This is a genomic window from Gordonia sp. NPDC003585 (genome assembly GCF_040610755.1).
Taxonomy (GTDB): Bacteria; Actinomycetota; Actinomycetes; order Mycobacteriales; family Mycobacteriaceae; genus Gordonia.
This window is the reverse complement of record NZ_JBEXMX010000033.1, coordinates 1-17,630: the sequence shown is the minus strand read 5'-3', so window position 1 is coordinate 17,630 and position 17,630 is coordinate 1. Positions and strand designations below refer to the sequence as shown.

The window sequence follows — 17,630 nt, the reverse complement described above, 5'->3', positions numbered from 1 at the left end:
GTTGGATGCGGGGTGCGCCGTGCGCGTCAGGACAGCTTGATGTTGACGCCCACGCCGATGATGAGGATGAACCAGATGAGGCCGACGAAGATCGTCAGTCGGTCGAGGTTGCGTTCCACGACGCTCGAACCCGACAAGCTGGACTGGACACCGCCACCGAACAGGGACGACAGGCCGCCGCCCTTACCGCGGTGCAGCAGCACGAGCACGATGAGCAGGACACTCGTCACGATCAGTCCGATATCGAGCGCGGTTTCCACTGACACTGGCTTGCGATCCTGTTCTGTCGAGAAGTCTGAGGTCAGCCATCAGAAATGTCTCGAAGACACCGATGGCAGGCCGGTCACGAGGCGTCTCGAGACCAACCTGCCACAGTGTACAGATGGTGTACCCGAATCAGGGCAGCGGGCCACCCGCGGCGATCGCCGACAGCGTGGCGAACTCGTCCGATTTGAGCGAGGCCCCACCCACGAGTGCACCGTCGACGTCGGCCTGGCCGACGATGTCCCCGACGTTCTTGGCGTTCACCGATCCGCCGTAGAGGACCCGGACCGATGCCGCGGTGGCATCGTCGGCGATCTCGACGAGAGTCTCGCGAACCGCCTTGCACACCTCCTGCGCGTCGTCGGCACTGGCCACCCGGCCGGTACCGATCGCCCACACCGGTTCGTAGGCGATGACGACCTTCGCGATCTCCTCCGCCGACAACCCGGCCAGCGAGCCCTTGAGCTGCGCCACGTTGTACGCGACGTGCTCGCCGGATTCGCGGATGTCGAGTCCTTCACCTATGCAGACGATCGGCGTGAGACCGTGCTTGAGTGCCGCCTTGGTCTTGGCCAGCACCACGTCGTCGGTCTCGGCGTGCATCGTGCGACGCTCCGAATGCCCGACCACCACAAAAGTGCAGCCGAGCTTGGCGAGGAACGCACCGCTGATCTCGCCGGTGTAAGCACCGGAATCGTGTGCAGACAGATCCTGCGCACCATAGGTGAGCAGCAACTTGTCGCCGTCGACGACGGTCTGCACGCTGCGGATATCCGTGAACGGCGGGATGACCGTCACGTCGACCTTGTCGAAATACTTCGCCGGCAACGCGAACGCGATCTTCTGGACGAGCGCGATCGCCTCCAGATGATTCAGGTTCATCTTCCAGTTGCCCGCGATGAGCGGCTTACGTGAACCTGACATTCAGCTCTCCAACACCTTCAGTCCGGGCAATTCCTTGCCTTCCAGGTATTCCAACGACGCGCCGCCGCCGGTCGAGATGTGCGAGAAACCATCATCGGGCAGCCCGAGCGTCCGCACCGCAGCCGCCGAGTCACCGCCGCCGACGACGGTGAAGGCACCCTTGGCGGTGGCACCGGCGATGGCCTCGGCCACCCCCTTGGTGCCTGCCGAGAACTTCTCGAACTCGAACACACCCGACGGACCGTTCCAGAAGATCGTCTCCGCGCCGCCGAGCACGGCGGCGAACCGCTTCACCGATTCCGGCCCGATGTCCAGACCCATCCAGCCGTCCGGGATCGCATCGGTGGACACCGTGTCGGACTCGGCGTCGGCGGCGAACTTGTCGGCCACCACCACGTCCACCGGCAGGTGGATCACGTCACCGAACCGCTCCAAGAGGTCCTTGCAGACGTCGATCTGATCTTCTTGCAACAGCGACGAACCCACTGAATGTCCTTGTGCAGCAAGGAAGGTGAAGGCCATACCGCCACCGATCACCAGCGTGTCGACCTTGGGCGCAAGTGCCTCGATGACACCCAGCTTGTCCGACACCTTGGACCCGCCGAGCACCACGGCGTACGGGCGCGACACGTCGTGGGTCAGCTTTGCCAGCACATTGACCTCGGTGGCCACCAGCTCTCCCGCATAGTGCGGGAGGAGCTTGGCGACGTCGTACACCGACGCCTGCTTGCGGTGCACCACGCCGAAGCCATCCGAGACGAACGCTCCGTCGTCGCCGACGAGCTCCACCAGCGCCTTGGCCAGGGACTCACGCTCGGCCTCGTCCTTGGAGGTCTCGCGCGGATCGAAGCGGATGTTCTCCAGCAGGAGTACATCGCCGTCGGTCAGGCCCTCGGCCCGGGCGAGCGCGTCGGAGCCGACCACGTCGCCGGCGAGTTGCACGTTGCGGCCAAGCTCCGCACCGAGCCGCTCGGCGACCGGTGCCAGCGAGTACTTCGGATCGGGCTCCCCTTTCGGCCGCCCGAGGTGGGCGGTGATGATCACCTTGGCGCCGGCGTCGATCAACGCCTTCAGGGTGGGCAGGGAGGCGAGGATGCGGCCCGGATCGGTGATCGTCGACCCGTCGAGCGGGACGTTGAAATCCGATCGAACCAGCACTCCCCGACCCGAAACGCCTTCGTCCAGAAGGTCTTTCAGTGTGGGTACAGCCATTCTCGTGTGACTCCTGAGGTCGGTGGAGCGAGGCTCAGAGGGACTTGCCGACGAGGCCCGCCAGGTCGACGAGGCGGTTGGAGTAGCCCCACTCGTTGTCGTACCAGGAGCTGACCTTCGCCATGTTGCCGCCGATGACCTTGGTGAGACCGGAGTCGAACAGCGACGAATGCGGGTCGGTGACGATGTCACTCGACACGATCGGCGCGTCGTAGTACTTCAGGATGCCCTTGAGCGGTCCGTCGGCGGCGGCCTTGAGCGCTGCGTTGATCTCGTCGGCGGTGGGGCCCTTCTCGAGTTCGACGGTGAGGTCGGTGATCGAGCCGGTCGGGATCGGCACACGAAGCGCGAAACCGTCGAGTTTGCCGGTCAGTTCGGGCAGCACCAGGGAGATGGCCTTCGCCGCACCGGTGGAGGTCGGGACGATGTTGAGGGCGGCCGCACGCGCGCGACGCAGATCGGAGTGCGGTCCGTCCTGCAGGTTCTGATCCTGCGTGTAGGCGTGGATCGTGGTCATCAGACCCTTGACGATGCCGAACTCGTCGTTGACGACCTTGGCCAGCGGGCCGAGGCAGTTGGTGGTGCACGACGCGTTGGAGATGATGTTCTGACTGCCGTCGTACTTGTCGTCGTTGACGCCCATCACGATGGTGATGTCCTCGTTCTTCGCCGGAGCGGAGATGAGAACCTTCTTGGCGCCGGCGTCGAGGTGACCCTTCGCCTTGGTGCCGTCGGTGAAGATGCCGGTGGATTCGACGACGACATCGACGCCCACATCGCCCCACGGCAGCGCGGCCGGACCCTCCTTGATGGCCCATGCCTTGATCTTCTTGTCCCCGACGACGATGGTGTCGTCGCCCTCGAGGCCCACGTCTTCGGGCAGACGACCCAGGATGGAGTCGAACTTCAGGAGGGTGGCGAGAGTCGCGTTGTCGGTCAGGTCATTGACCGCAACGATCTCGATGTCGGTGGTGCCCAATGCTTTTTGTGCTTCAACGGCGCGGAAGAAGTTGCGGCCGATCCGGCCGAATCCGTTGACGCCTACCCGAACAGTCACTGTTGCGCTCCTTAGCGGTTTCCTCATCGAGCTCTGCGGGGATCGTGCCCGGGCTCGTGAGGATCGCGAACACGGACACGCCATCCTTAAGCCTAGTAGGACATGCCCCGAAGGGTGCACGTAAGGGGTGAATGGACGAGCGAACGTGAACGGGAGGTGAACCCGTCGGGGTCAGAGTCAGGCGTCGTCGAGGAGATCGGAGGTCACCGCGGATTCCGTGTCGGGAATGCCATCCTGCCGCGCCTTCTTGTCGGCCATCGACAGCAACCGGCGGATACGTCCGGCGACCGCGTCCTTGGTCATCGGCGGATCCGCGAGCTGGCCGAGTTCCTCGAGCGAGGCCTGGCGGTGGGTGATCCGCAACTGGCCGGCCGCGATCAGGTGATCCGGTACCTCGTCGCCGAGGATCTCCAGTGCGCGCTCGACGCGCGCGGCGGCGGCAACGGCGGCCCGGGCCGATCGGCGAAGGTTCGCGTCGTCGAAGTTGGCGAGCCGGTTGGCGGTCGCACGCACCTCGCGCCGCATCCGCCGTTCTTCCCAGACGAGCCTGGTGTCGTGTGCGCCCATCCGCGTCAGCAACGCGCCGATCGCCTCGCCGTCGCGGATCACCACGCGGTCGGCGCCGCGCACCTCGCGCGCCTTGGCGGCCACACCGAGCCGGCGGGCCGCGCCCACCAGGGCGAGCGCCGCCTCTGGCCCGGGACAGCTGACCTCCAACGCCGACGAACGGCCCGGTTCGGTGAGCGAACCGTGGGCAAGGAATGCTCCGCGCCAGGCCGCCTCCGCGTCCGCCACGCTGCCGCCTACGACCTGGGCCGGCAGACCGCGCACCGGGCGGCCACGCAGATCGAGCAGCCCGGTCTGCCGGGCCAGCCCCTCGCCGTCCTTGGTCACCCGCAGGATGTAGCGCGCCGACTTCCGAAGACCGCCACCGCGTAGCACGTGCACATCGGAGTTGTATCCGTACAACTCGAAGATCTCGCGACGCAGACGGCGGGCCACATTTCCCATGTCGACTTCGGCCTCGACCACCACGCGACCGCCGATGATGTGCAATCCGCCCGCGAACCGCAGGAGCGCCGACACCTCGGCTTTTCGGCAACTCACCTGAGTCACCGCGAGACGACTGAGTTCGTCCTTCACCGCCGCGGTCATCGCCACCAGTCCCTGTCCTCCTGTCACGTGGCCGTCGCCACCAGAATCGCTGGACCACCACGGGGCCCACGCTGCCCGGCAAGCCTAGCGGCTGACTTCACGTTCGCACAGTTCGTTCACCAGAGTCGCGACTTTGGCCGGGTCATGGACCTGTTGCCCGTCCTTGGCCAGGTCACCCACATGCAAGTGCGCACCGAACATCTCCGCAGCGCGGATCAGATGATCACGCTCGCGTCCGGCGGGCACGGACGCAGCGTCGACCACAACGTGATCCACGCGGAACCGGTCGGCATGGGCGTGCAGCACATGCAGATGCCGTTCGACCGAAAACCCAGGTGTCTCACCCGGTTCCGGTGCCAGATTCACAAAGAGGATCTTGCGGGCCGCGGTGCGCTGCAGAGCCTGAAGTTGTTCCGGGACCAGAACGTGCGGAATCACACTGGAAAACCACGATCCCGGCCCGAGAACCACGAGATCGGCCGCGTCGATCGCGTCGATCGCGGCACGGGACGCGGGCGGTTCTGCCGGCAGCAGACGCACACGACGCACCTTTCCGGGTGTGGTCGCCACCGCCACCTGGCCACGGATGCACCGGCTGATCCGCGGATCGGATTCCAGGCCCGAGACGTCGGCCTCGATGTCGAGTGGCACCGTCGACATCGGGAGCACCCGACCGTCGATCCCGAAGACCGTCCGCAGTTCGTCGAGCGCGGCCTCGGTACCGCCGAGGACCTCGGTGAGTCCGGCGAGCAACAGATTGCCGATGGGATGGCCGGCGAGCGCGCCGCGGCCGCCGAATCGGTGCTGGAGGGCGTGCGCCCAACGATCGTGACGAGCGCGGTCTTCGCCGCTCTCATCACGGGCAGCAAGTTCGTCGAGGGCGGCGGGCGCACACATCAACGCCACCAAGGCCATTCGCAGATCCCCCGGCGGGATCACCCCGAGTTCGGCCCGAAGTCGCCCGGACGATCCGCCATCGTCGGCGACCGTCACCACCGCGGTCACGTCGGGACTCAGATATCGCATCGCGGTCAGCGTCGCGTACAGGCCGTGCCCGCCGCCGAGCGCGACGATGCGACCGACGCCGGTCATTCGCGCCCCAGATCACGATGCAGCACCCGCACGTCGTACGGGGCTGCGCCGGTGTCGTCGGTCATCTCGCCGAGTCGCCGGGCGAGTTCCTCCGAGAGCGCCACACTGCGGTGCTTGCCACCGGTACAGCCGACGCTGATCGTCATGTAGCGCTTGCCCTCTCGCAGATAGCCGCGACCCACGATGCCCACCAGCTCGGTATACAGATCGAGGAAACCCGCGGCGTCGGGGTGACCGAGCACGTAGTCGCGCACGGGCGCTTCCTGGCCGTTGTGGTCACGCAATTCGTCGACCCAGTACGGGTTCGGCAGAAAGCGCACGTCGACGACGAGATCGGAGTCGATCGGCAGGCCGTATTTGAAGCCGAACGACAGGACGGCCACCGACAGGCTGCTGTCGGAATGCGGATAGGCCTCCTCGACCACCTCCCGCAGCTTGGCCACGGTCAGCGCCGAGGTTTCCACCACCAGGTCGGCTACGTTCTTGATCGGTGCCAAGATGGCCCGCTCCCGGGCAATTCCTTCGGTCAGGGTTTCCCTGCCCTGCAACGGATGTCGTCGGCGCACCTGCTCGAATCGCCGGACCAGCGCGTGATCGCTGGCGTCGAGGTAGAGCAGTTTGGTACGGATTCCGCCGTCCTCCAAGGACGTTCGAAGTGCCTCGAGTTCCGTCGCGAGATCGGGGTCCGACGCGCGCAGCACCATTGCGAGGCGCGTGATCCCGGGGTCGCTGTCGCGAACCATCTGCACCATCTTCGAGATCAACGACGGTGGAACATTGTCGGCGACATACCAGCCGTCGTCCTCGAGAACGTTTGCGGCCGTCGACCGACCGGCGCCCGACATCCCCGCGACGAACAGAACGGTGAGGTCGTCGGTGGGCGTCTCGTCGTCAGTCGTCATCGTCGCCTCCGTGTGGTTGATCCGTGCCCGTGTGAGCTGTGCTTGGTTGAGCTGTGTTGGTGTGTTCTCGGCTCGCCTGATCCACAGTCGTCGTCCCGGACACCGACAGTGCGGTCAGCACCGCTCGCGCGGTCGAGCGCCCGATCCCCGGAACCTCCGATATGTCCTCCAAGGATGCCTCACGTAACCGTGCGACCGAACCGAAGTGGGTGACCAGCGCGGTCTTGCGCGTCCGTCCCAGACCCGGAACCCCGTCGAGCACGGACTCGGTCATCCGTTTGCTGCGCTTGCTGCGGTGGAAGGTGATCGCGAATCGGTGTGCCTCGTCCCGGACCCGCTGCAGCAGGAACAGCGCCTCGCTGGACCGCGGCAGGATCGCCGGTTCGTCATCGTCGGGCAGCCACACCTCTTCGAGTCGTTTCGCGAGACCGATGACGGACACGTCGGTGATCCCGAGTTCGTCGAGCACTGCCGCGGCAGCGTGCACCTGGGGCGCACCGCCGTCGACGACGAACAGGTTCGGCGGATAAGCGAACTTCTTCGGAACCGTCGGCGGCACATGATCTGGTCCCGCCGCCTCGATTTGCTGATCGGCGGGTTGCTGATCTGCGCGGTGGCGCAGGAAGCGTCGCCGGGTGACCTCGGCGATCGACGCCACGTCGTCGGAACGCCCGTCGCCCGCGGCGTGCCGGATGGAGTAATGACGGTAGTCCGACTTGCGCGGCAATCCGTCCTCGAACACGACGAGGGAGGCCACCACGTCGGTCCCCTGCACATGGGAGATGTCGACGCATTCGATCCGCAGCGGCGCCTGATCGAGGGCGAGCGACTCCTGTAGCTCGGTGAGCGCCGCCGAGCGGGTCGTGAGGTCACCGGCGCGCCGGAGCTTGTGCTGGGCCAGAGCTTCGGAAGCGTTGCGGCCCACCGTGTCGAACAGCGCCTTCTTGTCGCCGCGCTGCGGTACCCGCAAGCGGACACGACTGCCGCGCAGTCCCGACAGCCAGTCTTCGAGTTCCTCGGCATCACCGGGCATTTCGGGAATCAGGACCTCACGCGGCACCGCTTCACCACGCGCCCGGTCGGTGCCGATGTCGACGGTCGCGTCGAGATCGACCTGCTGGCCGTAGAACTGGGTGAGGAACTCACCGACCATCTCGCCGACGGTACCGTTGTCCGAGCGTTCCACCACCCATCCGCGCTGGCCGCGCACACGTCCGCCACGCACGTGGAAGATCTGCACCGAGACCTCGAGATCGTCCCCGGCGAAGGCGATCACGTCGGCGTCGGTGCCGTCACCGAGCACCACAGCCTGCTTCTCCATGGCGCGCCGCATGGCCCCGATGTCGTCGCGCAGTCTCGCCGCGCGCTCGAAGTCGAGTTCCTCTGCGGCCGAGGACATCTCACGTTCCATCCGACGGATCATCTGGTCGGTGCGGCCGGCCAGGAAGTCGCAGAAGTCGTCGACGATCTCGCGGTGCTCGGCGGCGCTGACGCGACCCACGCACGGGGCGGCGCACTTGTCGATGTAGCCCAGCAGACACGGCCGATCGATCTGCCGATGACGTTTGAACACGCCGCCCGAGCAGGTGCGTGCCGGGAACACACGCGTCAGGAGGTCCACCGTCTCCCGGATCGCCCAGGCGTGCGAATACGGACCGAAGTAGCGAACGCCCCGACGCCGCGGCCCGCGGTAGACGAACAGGCGGGGGTACTCCTCGTTGAGGGTGACGGCCAGCATCGGGTAAGACTTGTCGTCCCGATACCGGACGTTGAACCGCGGGTCGAACTCCTTGATCCAGTTGTATTCGAGCTGAAGCGCCTCGACCTCCGTGCCCACCACCGTCCACTCCACCGAGGCAGCGGTGGTCACCATCTGGCGGGTCCGGGGATGCAGGGACGCGATGTCGGCGAAATACGACGTGAGCCGCGACCGCAGACTCTTGGCCTTCCCGACGTAGATCACCCGACCGTGCGCATCGCGGAAGCGGTAGACCCCGGGTTCGGTAGGAATCGTCCCGGGTGCGGGACGGTACGTCATCGGGTCGGCCACGGATTCCAGGCTAGTCGCCGACGCTGACAGCAGTCGCGGTGTGCCCGGCCTGCATCAGCGCGACCGTTGCACGTTTCCGTAGCGCTCCTCGAGTTCCCGATAGCGGTTCATCGCCTCGACGGCGCGGTCACCATCACCGGCCTGCACGGCCAGGACCGGGATGTGTTCGTCGGCGGGTAGTTCGAGTTGCGCGCCGAAACCGCGTTCCGGATAGGTGAGCCCGACCACGTCGTCCCAGCCGAACAGCCTCTCCCCGACCAGATTCCGCACCCCGATACCCGCCCGGCCGACCCGTAGACGGGGGCGGGTCAGCAGGAGGATGGCCCCGCAGATCAGGATGCCGATGAGGATGATCGCGGCCTGGTCGGCGGTTCCGATGTTGCGGGGCCCGGTGTCGGAGATGGTCAGCAGGATGCCGAACGTGATGTGGATCGCGAGGACGACGACCGCCGCCGCAATCGCGAACCTCGGCATCCGATGTGGCCGGTACACGAAGTCCCAGTCACCGTCGGCCGAGTTCTCCCCCGCGCTCACGCGTCCGTCGCGGCGGGTGCCGCGCCGACCGAGGGCAGATCCTCGCCGCGGGACAGCGCGCGCAGCGTGAGCGCCGACGCCAGCGCGGCGACCGTCGCCTGCGCGCCCTTGTCCTCGGTGGACCCGGGTAGGCCGGCACGCGCGATGGCCTGGTCTTCGGTCAAAACGGTGAGCACACCGTTACCGACCGGGGTCGACTCGTCGAGGGAGACCCGGGTCAGGCCGGCGGTGACCGCGTCGCACACGTAGTCGAAGTGTGGCGTCTCACCCTTGATCACCACGCCGAGCGCCACGACCGCGTCGTGCGATCGCGCCAGCGCTTGGACGATGACCGGTAGTTCGATCGCACCGGCGACGGCCACGATGGTGGGGTCGTCGATCCCGTGTTTACTCGCCGCGCGGCGCGCGCCGTCGAGCAGCGCGGTGCAGATGGTCTCGTGCCACTGAGACGACACGATCGCGAGCCGCAATTTGCCGGCGTCGGCGAGTTCCAGTTGCGGTTCGCCGTGCCCGCTCATGCCGGACTCCCGCCGTTGGAGGACGTTTCGGTGCCGAGATCAGTTCCGGGGCCGAGATCAGTTCCGGGGCCGAGATCATGTGGGCCATGCGGATGTTCGACGTCCAAGCCCTCCAGATCATGTCCCATGCGATCACGCTTGGTACGCAGGTACCGCAGATTCTCCGGATTTGCACGAAGCGGCATGGGCACCCGTTCGACGATCTGCAGCCCGTAGCCGTCGAGGCCCACTCGCTTGGCGGGATTGTTGGTCAGCAATCGCATCGACGACACGCCGAGATCGACGAGGATCTGTGCGCCCAGTCCGTAATCCCGGGAATCCGCCGGCAGGCCCAACTGCAGGTTGGCGTCGACCGTGTCCGAGCCGGCGTCCTGCAGTTGATACGCCTGCAACTTGTGGAGGAGGCCGATACCGCGGCCTTCGTGACCGCGCATGTACAGCACGATCCCGCGACCCTCGGCGGCCACCATCTCCAGCGCCGCATCGAGTTGCGGTCCGCAGTCGCAGCGAAGCGAGCCGAAGACGTCACCGGTCAGACATTCCGAGTGAACCCGGACCAGAACGTCGTGGCCGGCACCGTCGGCACCGGCGATGTCGCCCATGACGAGTGCGACGTGCTCGACGTCATCGAAGACACTCGAATAACCGACCGCGCGGAAATCGCCGTGGCGCGTGGGGATTCGGGCGTCGGCGACCCGTACGACATGCTTTTCGTGCCGGCGCCGCCAGGCGATCAGGTCGGCGATCGAGACCAGGGCGAGGTCGTGCTCGTCGGCGAAGACCCGCAGCTCGTCGGTCTGCGCCATCGAGCCGACGTCCTTCTGACTGACGATCTCGCAGATCACGCCCGCCGGTGTCAGGCCGGCGAGCCGCGCCAGGTCGACGGCGGCCTCGGTGTGTCCGGGGCGCCGCAGCACGCCGCCGTCCTTCGCCCGCAGCGGGACCACGTGGCCGGGCCGCGTGAAGTCGCCGGCCGTGCTGTCCGGCGCGGACAGCAGCCGCATGGTGGTGGCGCGGTCGGATGCGCTGATGCCGGTGCCGATGCCCTCGCGGGCATCGACGGTCACCGTGTAGGCGGTGCCGTGCTTGTCCTGGTTCATCGAATACATCGGCGGCAGGCCGAGGCGATCGCACGTGTCGCCGTCGAGCGGGACGCAGAGATAGCCGGACGTGTACCGGACCATGAAGGCGACGAGTTCGGGGGTCGCCTTCTCGGCGGCGAAGATCAGGTCGCCCTCGTTCTCCCGGTCCTCGTCGTCGACGACGACCACGGCCTTGCCCGCCGCGATGTCGGCGATCGCGCGTTCAATCGTGTCCAGCTGCACATCGGACCCTGCAGAGTCGGCAACGTTCTCGGGGGTATCACTCATCAGGCTCTCGCTCATCACAATCACTTCACTTCCGGAACATGGGGCGAGTTCAACCGCTCCACATACTTCGCAATGACGTCGACCTCGAGGTTGACCACCGTGCCGGGTTGCGCCGACCCGAGATTCGTCTCGGACAACGTGGTCGGGATCAAGGAAATTTCGAACCAGTCCGCCGCATCGGTCATGCCGAGGGAGGAGACGGTCAACGAGACCCCGTCGACGGTGATCGACCCCTTCTCGACGAGGTAGCGGCTCAGCGCCGCGGGTACCGCGATTCGCACGACCGTCCAGTGCTGCGACGGTGAGACGGAGATGACCTCACCGGTCCCGTCGACATGTCCTTGGACGATGTGCCCGCCGAACCGTCCTCCCGCAGGCATCGCGCGCTCGAGATTGACCCGGCTGCCCGGCCCGAGATCGGACAGTGAACTGCGACGCAGAGTCTCGGCCATGACGTCGACGGTGAATCGGTCGTCGTGTTTCTCCACGACCGTGAGACAGACACCGTTGACGGCGATCGAGTCGCCGTAGCCGGCGTCTGAGGTGACGATGGGCCCGCGGACGGTGATGCGGGCGGCGTCGGGAAGGTCTTCGCGGGCGGCGATCTCGCCGAGCTCCTCCACGATTCCGGTGAACACGTGCTCCTCCTGCTTGCTCGGAGCAGACGCAGACGGCCTCGTGTCGCCTGTTCTCTCACATCCGGACTATGACCGTCGGCTCCGGAATCGCACCGGAATCTGCTGTCCCTGCGTCGGCAGGCGCTCGCGGGCTCGGTGTCACGAGCAGGACCTCGCGACATCATCACCGCCGGTGGGGAATCTCACCCCGCCCCGAGAACTGGTGCCTTCGACGCTAGCACGCGACGCAACACAGATCGCCTTGTGCTCCCGGTGAACGAAACCGGGGTGGGTCAGAGAGGCATCAGCAGATGCTTTCGTGCGCCGTGGGAACCCTCTTTGTCGGCCAGCATGGCCAATGCCCGGCGAATCTCGAGCCGGGTATGGGACGGCTCGATCACCGCATCGATATAACCGCGTTCGGCCGCCACCCACCGTTCCCGGACACTGGATGAGCCCTCCCCCTACCCAACTCATCAGTAACCTACGGTCGCGTAACGCGACTCTGAGCGACCACACATCGATCTGTCCAGCAATCGAAACGACTGGTCCGAGAAGCGAAGGTTCTGATCAAACGACCAAGTGCCGGCACTCCGCGCAGTCGCGATAGGACTGTGGACCAACGACATTCACGGTTCGAAACGATCCTGCTGCGGTGTGCGTCGCACCGGCAGATCAGCGCGTCATCCGGATGAACACGTCCCCACCGTCGACGAGGCGTACCTCACGTGTTTCGAATCGGCGGGCATCCGCGAGGGTGGTGATGCCGGGGATGTCCACCGCGTTCCGGCCGGCGCCGAGAACCGTGGGGGCGACGAAGACCGCCAGTTCATCCACGAGGTCTGCGGCAAAGAAGGCCCCGACGAGCGTTGCGCCACCCTCCACCAGCACCCACAGTGCGTCGTCGAGCGCGTCGAGGACCGCGGCCGGATCGTGGCTTCGTACGTGGACGAAGGGTGCCACACCGTCCCGGAGTTTCGCGCCGTCCGGCACCTCGCGGTCGCCGACCACCACCCGAATCGGTTGATGGTCATACAGCGTGTCGTCGGGACGACGCGCGGTGAGCGACGGATCGTCCGCCAGCGCGGTCCCGGTACCGACGACGATCGCGTCGATGCGGGAACGTTGCCGATGCGCCACTGCTCGCGCGCCCGGCCCGGTGATCCATTTGCTCGTGCCATCCGGCGCGGCGATGCGACCGTCGATCGTCGTCGCGAGTTTCACCGTGACGAAAGGTCGGCCGTGCTGTTGCCGATGAAGCCAGGGCTGCAGCGGGCCCGATGTGATCTCGTCGGCTGCGACTCCTCCCGTGACGAGAACACCGGCGCGGCGCAGGGTCTCGGCTCCGCCCGCGGCCGCCGGATTCGGGTCGGCAACGCCGTAGTGCACCTCGGTAACCCCGGCCTCGATAAGTGCTTGCGCACACGGCCCGGTCCGGCCGGTGTGGTTACACGGTTCGAGTGTGACGATCGCGATCCCGTCCCGCGCGCGTTCCCCGGCCGCGCGCAGTGCCATCACCTCGGCGTGCGGGCCGCCGGGCGGCTGCGTATGTCCGATCCCGACCACCTTTCCGTCGGCCCCGAGGATGACGGCTCCGACGGGCGGGTTGGGGCTGCTGCTTCCCTGCGCGGCCACCGATGCGTCGATCGCTCGACGCATGAGCGCAACGACGTCCAGATCGCCGACGGCCATGGCCGGTTCAGCTCCCGGCTGCTCCGGCGCGCGCCGATGCGGCCTGCTCGCGCAGCTTGGCGACGGCGGCCCCCGGATCTTCGGCGCCGTAGACGGCGGACCCCGCGACGAAGCAGTCGATGCCCGCTTCCGCGGCTTCTTCGATGGTGTCGGCGTTGATGCCGCCGTCGATCTCGACGAGCAGTTGCAGTTCGTCGGCATCGATGCGTTCGCGGATGGCACGCGCCTTGGCGAGCACCTCGGGCATGAACTTCTGACCGCCGAAGCCCGGTTCGACGCTCATGATCAGCAGCGTGTCGAAGTCCTTGAGGATCTCCAGGTACGGCTCGAGCGGAGTGCCCGGTTTGATCGACAGCCCGGCCTTGGCGCCTGCCGCGCGGATGTCGCGCGCCACCGGGATCGGGTCCGACGTCGCCTCCGCGTGGAAGGTGACGTTGTAGGCACCCGCCTCGGCATACGGTGGCGCCCAGCGCTCGGGGTTCTCGATCATCAGGTGGCAGTCGATCGGTATGTCGGTCGCCTTGAGCAGACTCTCGACGACGGGCAACCCAAGGGTCAGGTTCGGCACGAAGTGGGCGTCCATCACATCCACATGCAGCCAGTCCGACCCTTCGACCGCTGCCGCCTCGGCCGCGAGGTTCGCGAAGTCGGCGGACAGAATCGACGGGGCGATCATGGGTGTGCTGCCAGGGTTACACATGCCGCAGATTGTATGGGTTGCCCATCGAGATGCCCGGTCGGGCTACGGCTCAGTCCTCGTCACCGCCGAGAGGAACATCGCGTCGGTGCCGTGCAGGTGCGGCCAGAGCTGGACATGCGGACCGTCGCCGAGCGTCGTCGCGTCCGCGCCGGCGAACCGCCCCACGGCCACCATCGGTCGCGCGTCGAGTTGACTGGCATCGGGTACCGAGTCGAGGACCGCGGAGATCACCTCGACGGTCTCCGCCGGGTGCGGCGAACACGTCGAGTAGACGACGACGCCGCCCGGACGCACCAGTCGCACGGCTTCGGTGAGCAATTCTCGTTGCAGCACAACGAGTTCCGCGACATCCTCGGGCCTCCGACGCCAGCGTGCCTCCGGACGCCTGCGCAAGGAGCCCAGTCCAGAGCAGGGTGCATCGAGAAGTATCCGGTCGTATCCGGGCTCGAGGCCTGCATCACGGGCGTCGGCGACGCGGACATCGACCGGCAGGTCGCACACCACCTTGCGGATCAGCTCCGCTCGATGCTCGGACACCTCGATCGCGTCGAGATGTGCGCCGTCGATGTCGGCGAGCGCGCCGATCAACGCGGCCTTTCCGCCCGGTCCGGCGCACATGTCGAGCCAGCGCCCGCCATCCGGTCCGTCGACGGGCGCAACCGTCACGGCGCGGCCGACGAGTTGACTGCCCTCGTCCTGCACCCCGGCGAAACCGTCACGGACCGCGTCGAGATCACCGGGATCGCCACCGGGCAGGTAGACGCAGTACGGCGAGTAGTCGCCCACCTCTCCCCCGCTGGTGAGGGCCAGTTCCTCGGCGGTGATGAGCCCGGGGCGCGCCACCAGATGTACCGGTGGCCGGGCGTCGTCGGCGGCCAGCGCGGCCTGCAATTGCCCGGCCGACCCACCAAGCGCGTCGAAGAACACCTCCGCGATCCAGCGCGGATGGGCGTACTGGAAGGCCAGGTGACCGATGAGGTCGTCGGCGATGTCGGGAGCCAGCTCATCCACCCAGATGTCCTCGGACCGCTGAGACACCTTGCGCAGCACCGCATTCACGAATCCGGACGGGCCCATACCCTGTTCGGATCGCACCAGGTCCACCGACGTCGACACGGCGGCGTGTGCGCCGATCCGCGTGCGCAGCAACTGGTAGGCACCCATCCGCACCACGTCGAGCAGCGCCCCGTCGATGTCGGCGATGTCGCGTCCGGCGGCCGCGGCGATGATCGTGTCGAGAGTGCCCTGAGCCCGTGCGGTGCCGTAGGTCAGTTCGGTGGCCAGCGCGGCGTCGCGGCCGGTGATGTGCCGCTCGCGCAACAGTTTCGGCAACACGAGGTTGGCGTAGGCATCCCGTTCCCGGACGGCACGCAGGGTGTCGCGGGCCGCCACCCGAGCCGGGTCGAGGTCCTTCTGCCGGAACTTGCGGTCCCCGCCCCTCGAGTCCCCGCCCCGCGAGTCGCCGCTCACCGCAGCGTCGTCTCGTCGCCGAGTCGCGCCCCGCGCGCCCAGTCCGCCGCCGGCATCGGTTTCTTCCCGGGCGGCTGAGCCGTCCCGAGTCGCACCGGCGCGGTGCCGGTGCCGACGAACACCGCCTTCTTGGTGACCGCGACCGCACCCGGTGCAAGACGGTCGGCGGGCCGGTCCGGCTCGTCGTCGCCCACGACCCTGACCGGTCCCAGTTTGATCCGCGCGTCGTCGAGGCCGGTCCACGCGCCCGGCACCGGGGTGTGTGCCCGGATCAGGCGTTCGACGATGTGGGCGGGCAGTTCCCAGCGCACGCGGGCATCGTCGACCTCGATCTTGGGAGCATGACTGACGCCGTGGGCCGGTTGCGGCGTGGGAGCCAGTTCACCCGCGGCGATGCCGTCGAGAGTGCGCACGAGCAGGCCCGCGCCGGCCACCGCCAGACGGTCCAGCAGCTCTCCGCTGGTGTCACCAGGTGCGATTGTCTCGGTGAGCGCGCCGAACACCGGGCCGGTGTCCAAACCCTTCTCGAGCCGGAACGTGCTCGCGCCGGTCACCTCGTCGCCCGCTGCGATCGACGCTTGCACCGGCGCCGCTCCCCGCCACGCCGGCAGGACCGAGAAGTGCAGGTTGACCCAACCGTGGTCGGGAAGTTCGAGCAGGTCCGCCGGCACCAGGCCGCCATAGGCGACGACCGCACCACAGTCGGGATTCCATCGCGCCAGCACCTCGGCGACCTCCGGCTCAGCGAGGCGACGCGGGGTGATCACCTCCACACCGCGTTCGTCTGCCACCAACCCGACCGGTGATCGGGACACCTTGCGTCCCCGACCGGACACCGCGTCGGGCCGGGTGATGACCCCGACGACGTCGTGTTCGGGTGAGTCGAGCAACGCCTGCAACGACGGTACGGCGACGTCGGGGGTGCCCGCGAACACTATGCGCACGACTCGGTCCTCTCTGGAATGCTCATCCGATGGTAGGCGGGTCGACCTGGACGCGAATCGGCCCCGTCTCGTGTCGGGCGTTTCGACGTATCTGCGCGGCAACGAGCGCATCGGCCAGCAACCGTCCGTCACGACGTGGCACACGCACAAGAACCCGATCGAACTCGGTGTCGGCGTCGTCGCGGTCGGCACCGGCGGGGGGTCGAACGCCGGGCGGCAGCGGCACCGGACCGAGCACATCTCCGCCGGCCGGGATCTCGAGGTGACCGGTGAACTCGGTCAGCATTGCCGGGGTGCCGTCGATCGACGCCATGGTCACAGCGGGCGGAAACCCCAGTTCGTCGCGCTGGGCAAGCTCGGTCTCGGCGAAGCCGACCGGATCCCACCGGATGATCGCCTGCACTGGCGGTAATGCCGAGTCGGCCACGATCACGAGCCGTCCACCTTCGCCGTGCGCCCGCACCTGCCCACCGATCGCCATCCACCGCCGGACCGCGTTCTCGCCGGCACGCAGATCGGCGCGATCCAGTTGCGCCCAGGTGTCGAGAATGATCGCGGCACCGTAGCCGGCCGGGGCGACGGGCTCCGCACCCGGAGTGGCGACGACGACTCGTGCGCCGGCCGGGATCTCGTCGACGATCGACGACCCACCGCTCGTGACCACCGGTACCCCGGCAAATGCCCGCCCCAACTCCTCCGCGGTTCGGCGGGCCCCGGTGACCAAGGCCCGGACCTGGGTACCGCCGCATGCCGGGCATCGAAAGGAAGATTCGGCACGCCCGCACCACCGACAACTGACGTGACCGGCACCGTCGAGTTGCAACGGGCCGTGGCATGCGCGACACCGCGCATGTTCCCGGCAGCGCGTGCAGGCCAGGGACGGCAGGTATCCGCGCCTCGGCACGCTGAAGACCACGGGCAGGTCGGCGGCCAGAGCAGCACGCGCGGCGTCGAACGCGACTGCCGGAATGCGCGCCGAGCGTGCCTGCGGATCGCGGGCCACTTGGGCGTCGTCATCGGTTATCGCCTGCACCCGTGGGCTGCGGGAGCGCACCTGTGCCCGATCGGCCACCAGGTCATGCGCCCAGCCCGCGGCCACGAGCGCCTGCGCCTCCGCGGTCCGCGCGAA

16 protein-coding genes, 2 pseudogenes and 1 riboswitch are annotated in these 17,630 nt (G+C 67.4%); all 18 genes and pseudogenes read right to left on the bottom strand.

The genetic code is table 11. The annotated features are described in order from the left end of the window. Positions 1–26 precede the first annotated feature (26 nt). A complete protein-coding gene (gene secG, locus ABZW74_RS11190; RefSeq protein WP_240858655.1) occupies positions 27–260 on the bottom strand; it encodes a preprotein translocase subunit SecG in 234 nt (77 codons plus the stop codon). Between the two features lie 136 nt (positions 261–396). Continuing rightward, the gene (gene tpiA / locus ABZW74_RS11185; RefSeq protein WP_240858220.1) at positions 397–1,188 is read right to left on the bottom strand and encodes a triose-phosphate isomerase; all 792 of its coding nucleotides are present in this window, start codon (positions 1,186–1,188) and stop codon (positions 397–399) included. Next, positions 1,189–2,400: a phosphoglycerate kinase gene (locus ABZW74_RS11180; RefSeq protein WP_240858226.1), complete on the bottom strand. Its 1,212-nt coding sequence runs from the start codon at positions 2,398–2,400 to the stop codon at positions 1,189–1,191. It lies immediately after the preceding gene. 34 nt (positions 2,401–2,434) lie between these two features. Next, positions 2,435–3,457, bottom strand: coding sequence for a type I glyceraldehyde-3-phosphate dehydrogenase (gene gap, locus ABZW74_RS11175; RefSeq protein ID WP_240858233.1), 1,023 nt, complete (start codon positions 3,455–3,457; stop codon positions 2,435–2,437). Positions 3,458–3,634: 177 nt separating this feature from the next. Then, positions 3,635–4,612, bottom strand: coding sequence for a DNA-binding protein WhiA (whiA, locus tag ABZW74_RS11170; RefSeq protein ID WP_240858659.1), 978 nt, complete (start codon positions 4,610–4,612; stop codon positions 3,635–3,637). Between the two features lie 84 nt (positions 4,613–4,696). After that, positions 4,697–5,704, bottom strand: a complete 1,008-nt coding sequence (gene yvcK / locus ABZW74_RS11165) for a uridine diphosphate-N-acetylglucosamine-binding protein YvcK (RefSeq protein WP_240858247.1) — start codon at positions 5,702–5,704, stop codon at positions 4,697–4,699. After that, complete coding sequence (gene rapZ, locus ABZW74_RS11160) at positions 5,701–6,606, bottom strand: RNase adapter RapZ (RefSeq protein WP_240858250.1); 906 nt, start codon at positions 6,604–6,606, stop codon at positions 5,701–5,703. The genes yvcK and rapZ overlap by 4 nt, the downstream gene beginning before the upstream one ends. Then, positions 6,596–8,656, bottom strand: a complete 2,061-nt coding sequence (uvrC, locus tag ABZW74_RS11155) for an excinuclease ABC subunit UvrC (RefSeq protein ID WP_355276219.1) — start codon at positions 8,654–8,656, stop codon at positions 6,596–6,598. The genes rapZ and uvrC overlap by 11 nt, the downstream gene beginning before the upstream one ends. Before the next feature lie 54 nt (positions 8,657–8,710). Then, a complete protein-coding gene (locus ABZW74_RS11150; RefSeq protein WP_240858660.1) occupies positions 8,711–9,130 on the bottom strand; it encodes a PH domain-containing protein in 420 nt (139 codons plus the stop codon). Between the two features lie 56 nt (positions 9,131–9,186). Next, on the bottom strand, positions 9,187–9,708 hold the full coding sequence (ribH, locus tag ABZW74_RS11145; RefSeq protein WP_240858262.1) for a 6,7-dimethyl-8-ribityllumazine synthase: 522 nt from the start codon (positions 9,706–9,708) through the stop codon (positions 9,187–9,189). Then, a complete protein-coding gene (locus tag ABZW74_RS11140; RefSeq protein WP_355276217.1) occupies positions 9,705–11,078 on the bottom strand; it encodes a bifunctional 3,4-dihydroxy-2-butanone-4-phosphate synthase/GTP cyclohydrolase II in 1,374 nt (457 codons plus the stop codon). The genes ribH and ABZW74_RS11140 overlap by 4 nt, the downstream gene beginning before the upstream one ends. Before the next feature lie 20 nt (positions 11,079–11,098). Continuing rightward, the gene (locus ABZW74_RS11135; protein ID WP_355276215.1) at positions 11,099–11,716 is read right to left on the bottom strand and encodes a riboflavin synthase; all 618 of its coding nucleotides are present in this window, start codon (positions 11,714–11,716) and stop codon (positions 11,099–11,101) included. Between the two features lie 45 nt (positions 11,717–11,761). Further along, positions 11,762–11,920: riboswitch (FMN riboswitch) on the bottom strand. A 68-nt stretch (positions 11,921–11,988) separates the two neighbouring features. Further along, positions 11,989–12,129, bottom strand: a pseudogene (locus tag ABZW74_RS11130) (carboxyl transferase domain-containing protein); the annotation flags it as partial. 241 nt (positions 12,130–12,370) lie between these two features. Then, positions 12,371–13,372, bottom strand: a complete 1,002-nt coding sequence (gene ribD, locus ABZW74_RS11125) for a bifunctional diaminohydroxyphosphoribosylaminopyrimidine deaminase/5-amino-6-(5-phosphoribosylamino)uracil reductase RibD (protein WP_355276250.1) — start codon at positions 13,370–13,372, stop codon at positions 12,371–12,373. Between the two features lie 22 nt (positions 13,373–13,394). Beyond that, positions 13,395–14,087 carry a ribulose-phosphate 3-epimerase gene (rpe, locus tag ABZW74_RS11120; RefSeq protein ID WP_240858290.1) on the bottom strand — a complete coding sequence of 231 codons (693 nt, stop codon included), beginning with the start codon at positions 14,085–14,087 and terminating at the stop codon, positions 13,395–13,397. 42 nt (positions 14,088–14,129) lie between these two features. Then, entirely contained in the window at positions 14,130–15,479 is a 1,350-nt protein-coding gene (locus tag ABZW74_RS11115; RefSeq protein ID WP_355276248.1) for a transcription antitermination factor NusB, read from the bottom strand. Between the two features lie 74 nt (positions 15,480–15,553). Continuing rightward, the gene (gene fmt / locus ABZW74_RS11110; RefSeq protein WP_240858296.1) at positions 15,554–16,501 is read right to left on the bottom strand and encodes a methionyl-tRNA formyltransferase; all 948 of its coding nucleotides are present in this window, start codon (positions 16,499–16,501) and stop codon (positions 15,554–15,556) included. Positions 16,502–16,523: 22 nt separating this feature from the next. Continuing rightward, a pseudogene (locus ABZW74_RS11105) lies at positions 16,524–17,630 on the bottom strand (primosome assembly protein PriA); the annotation flags it as partial.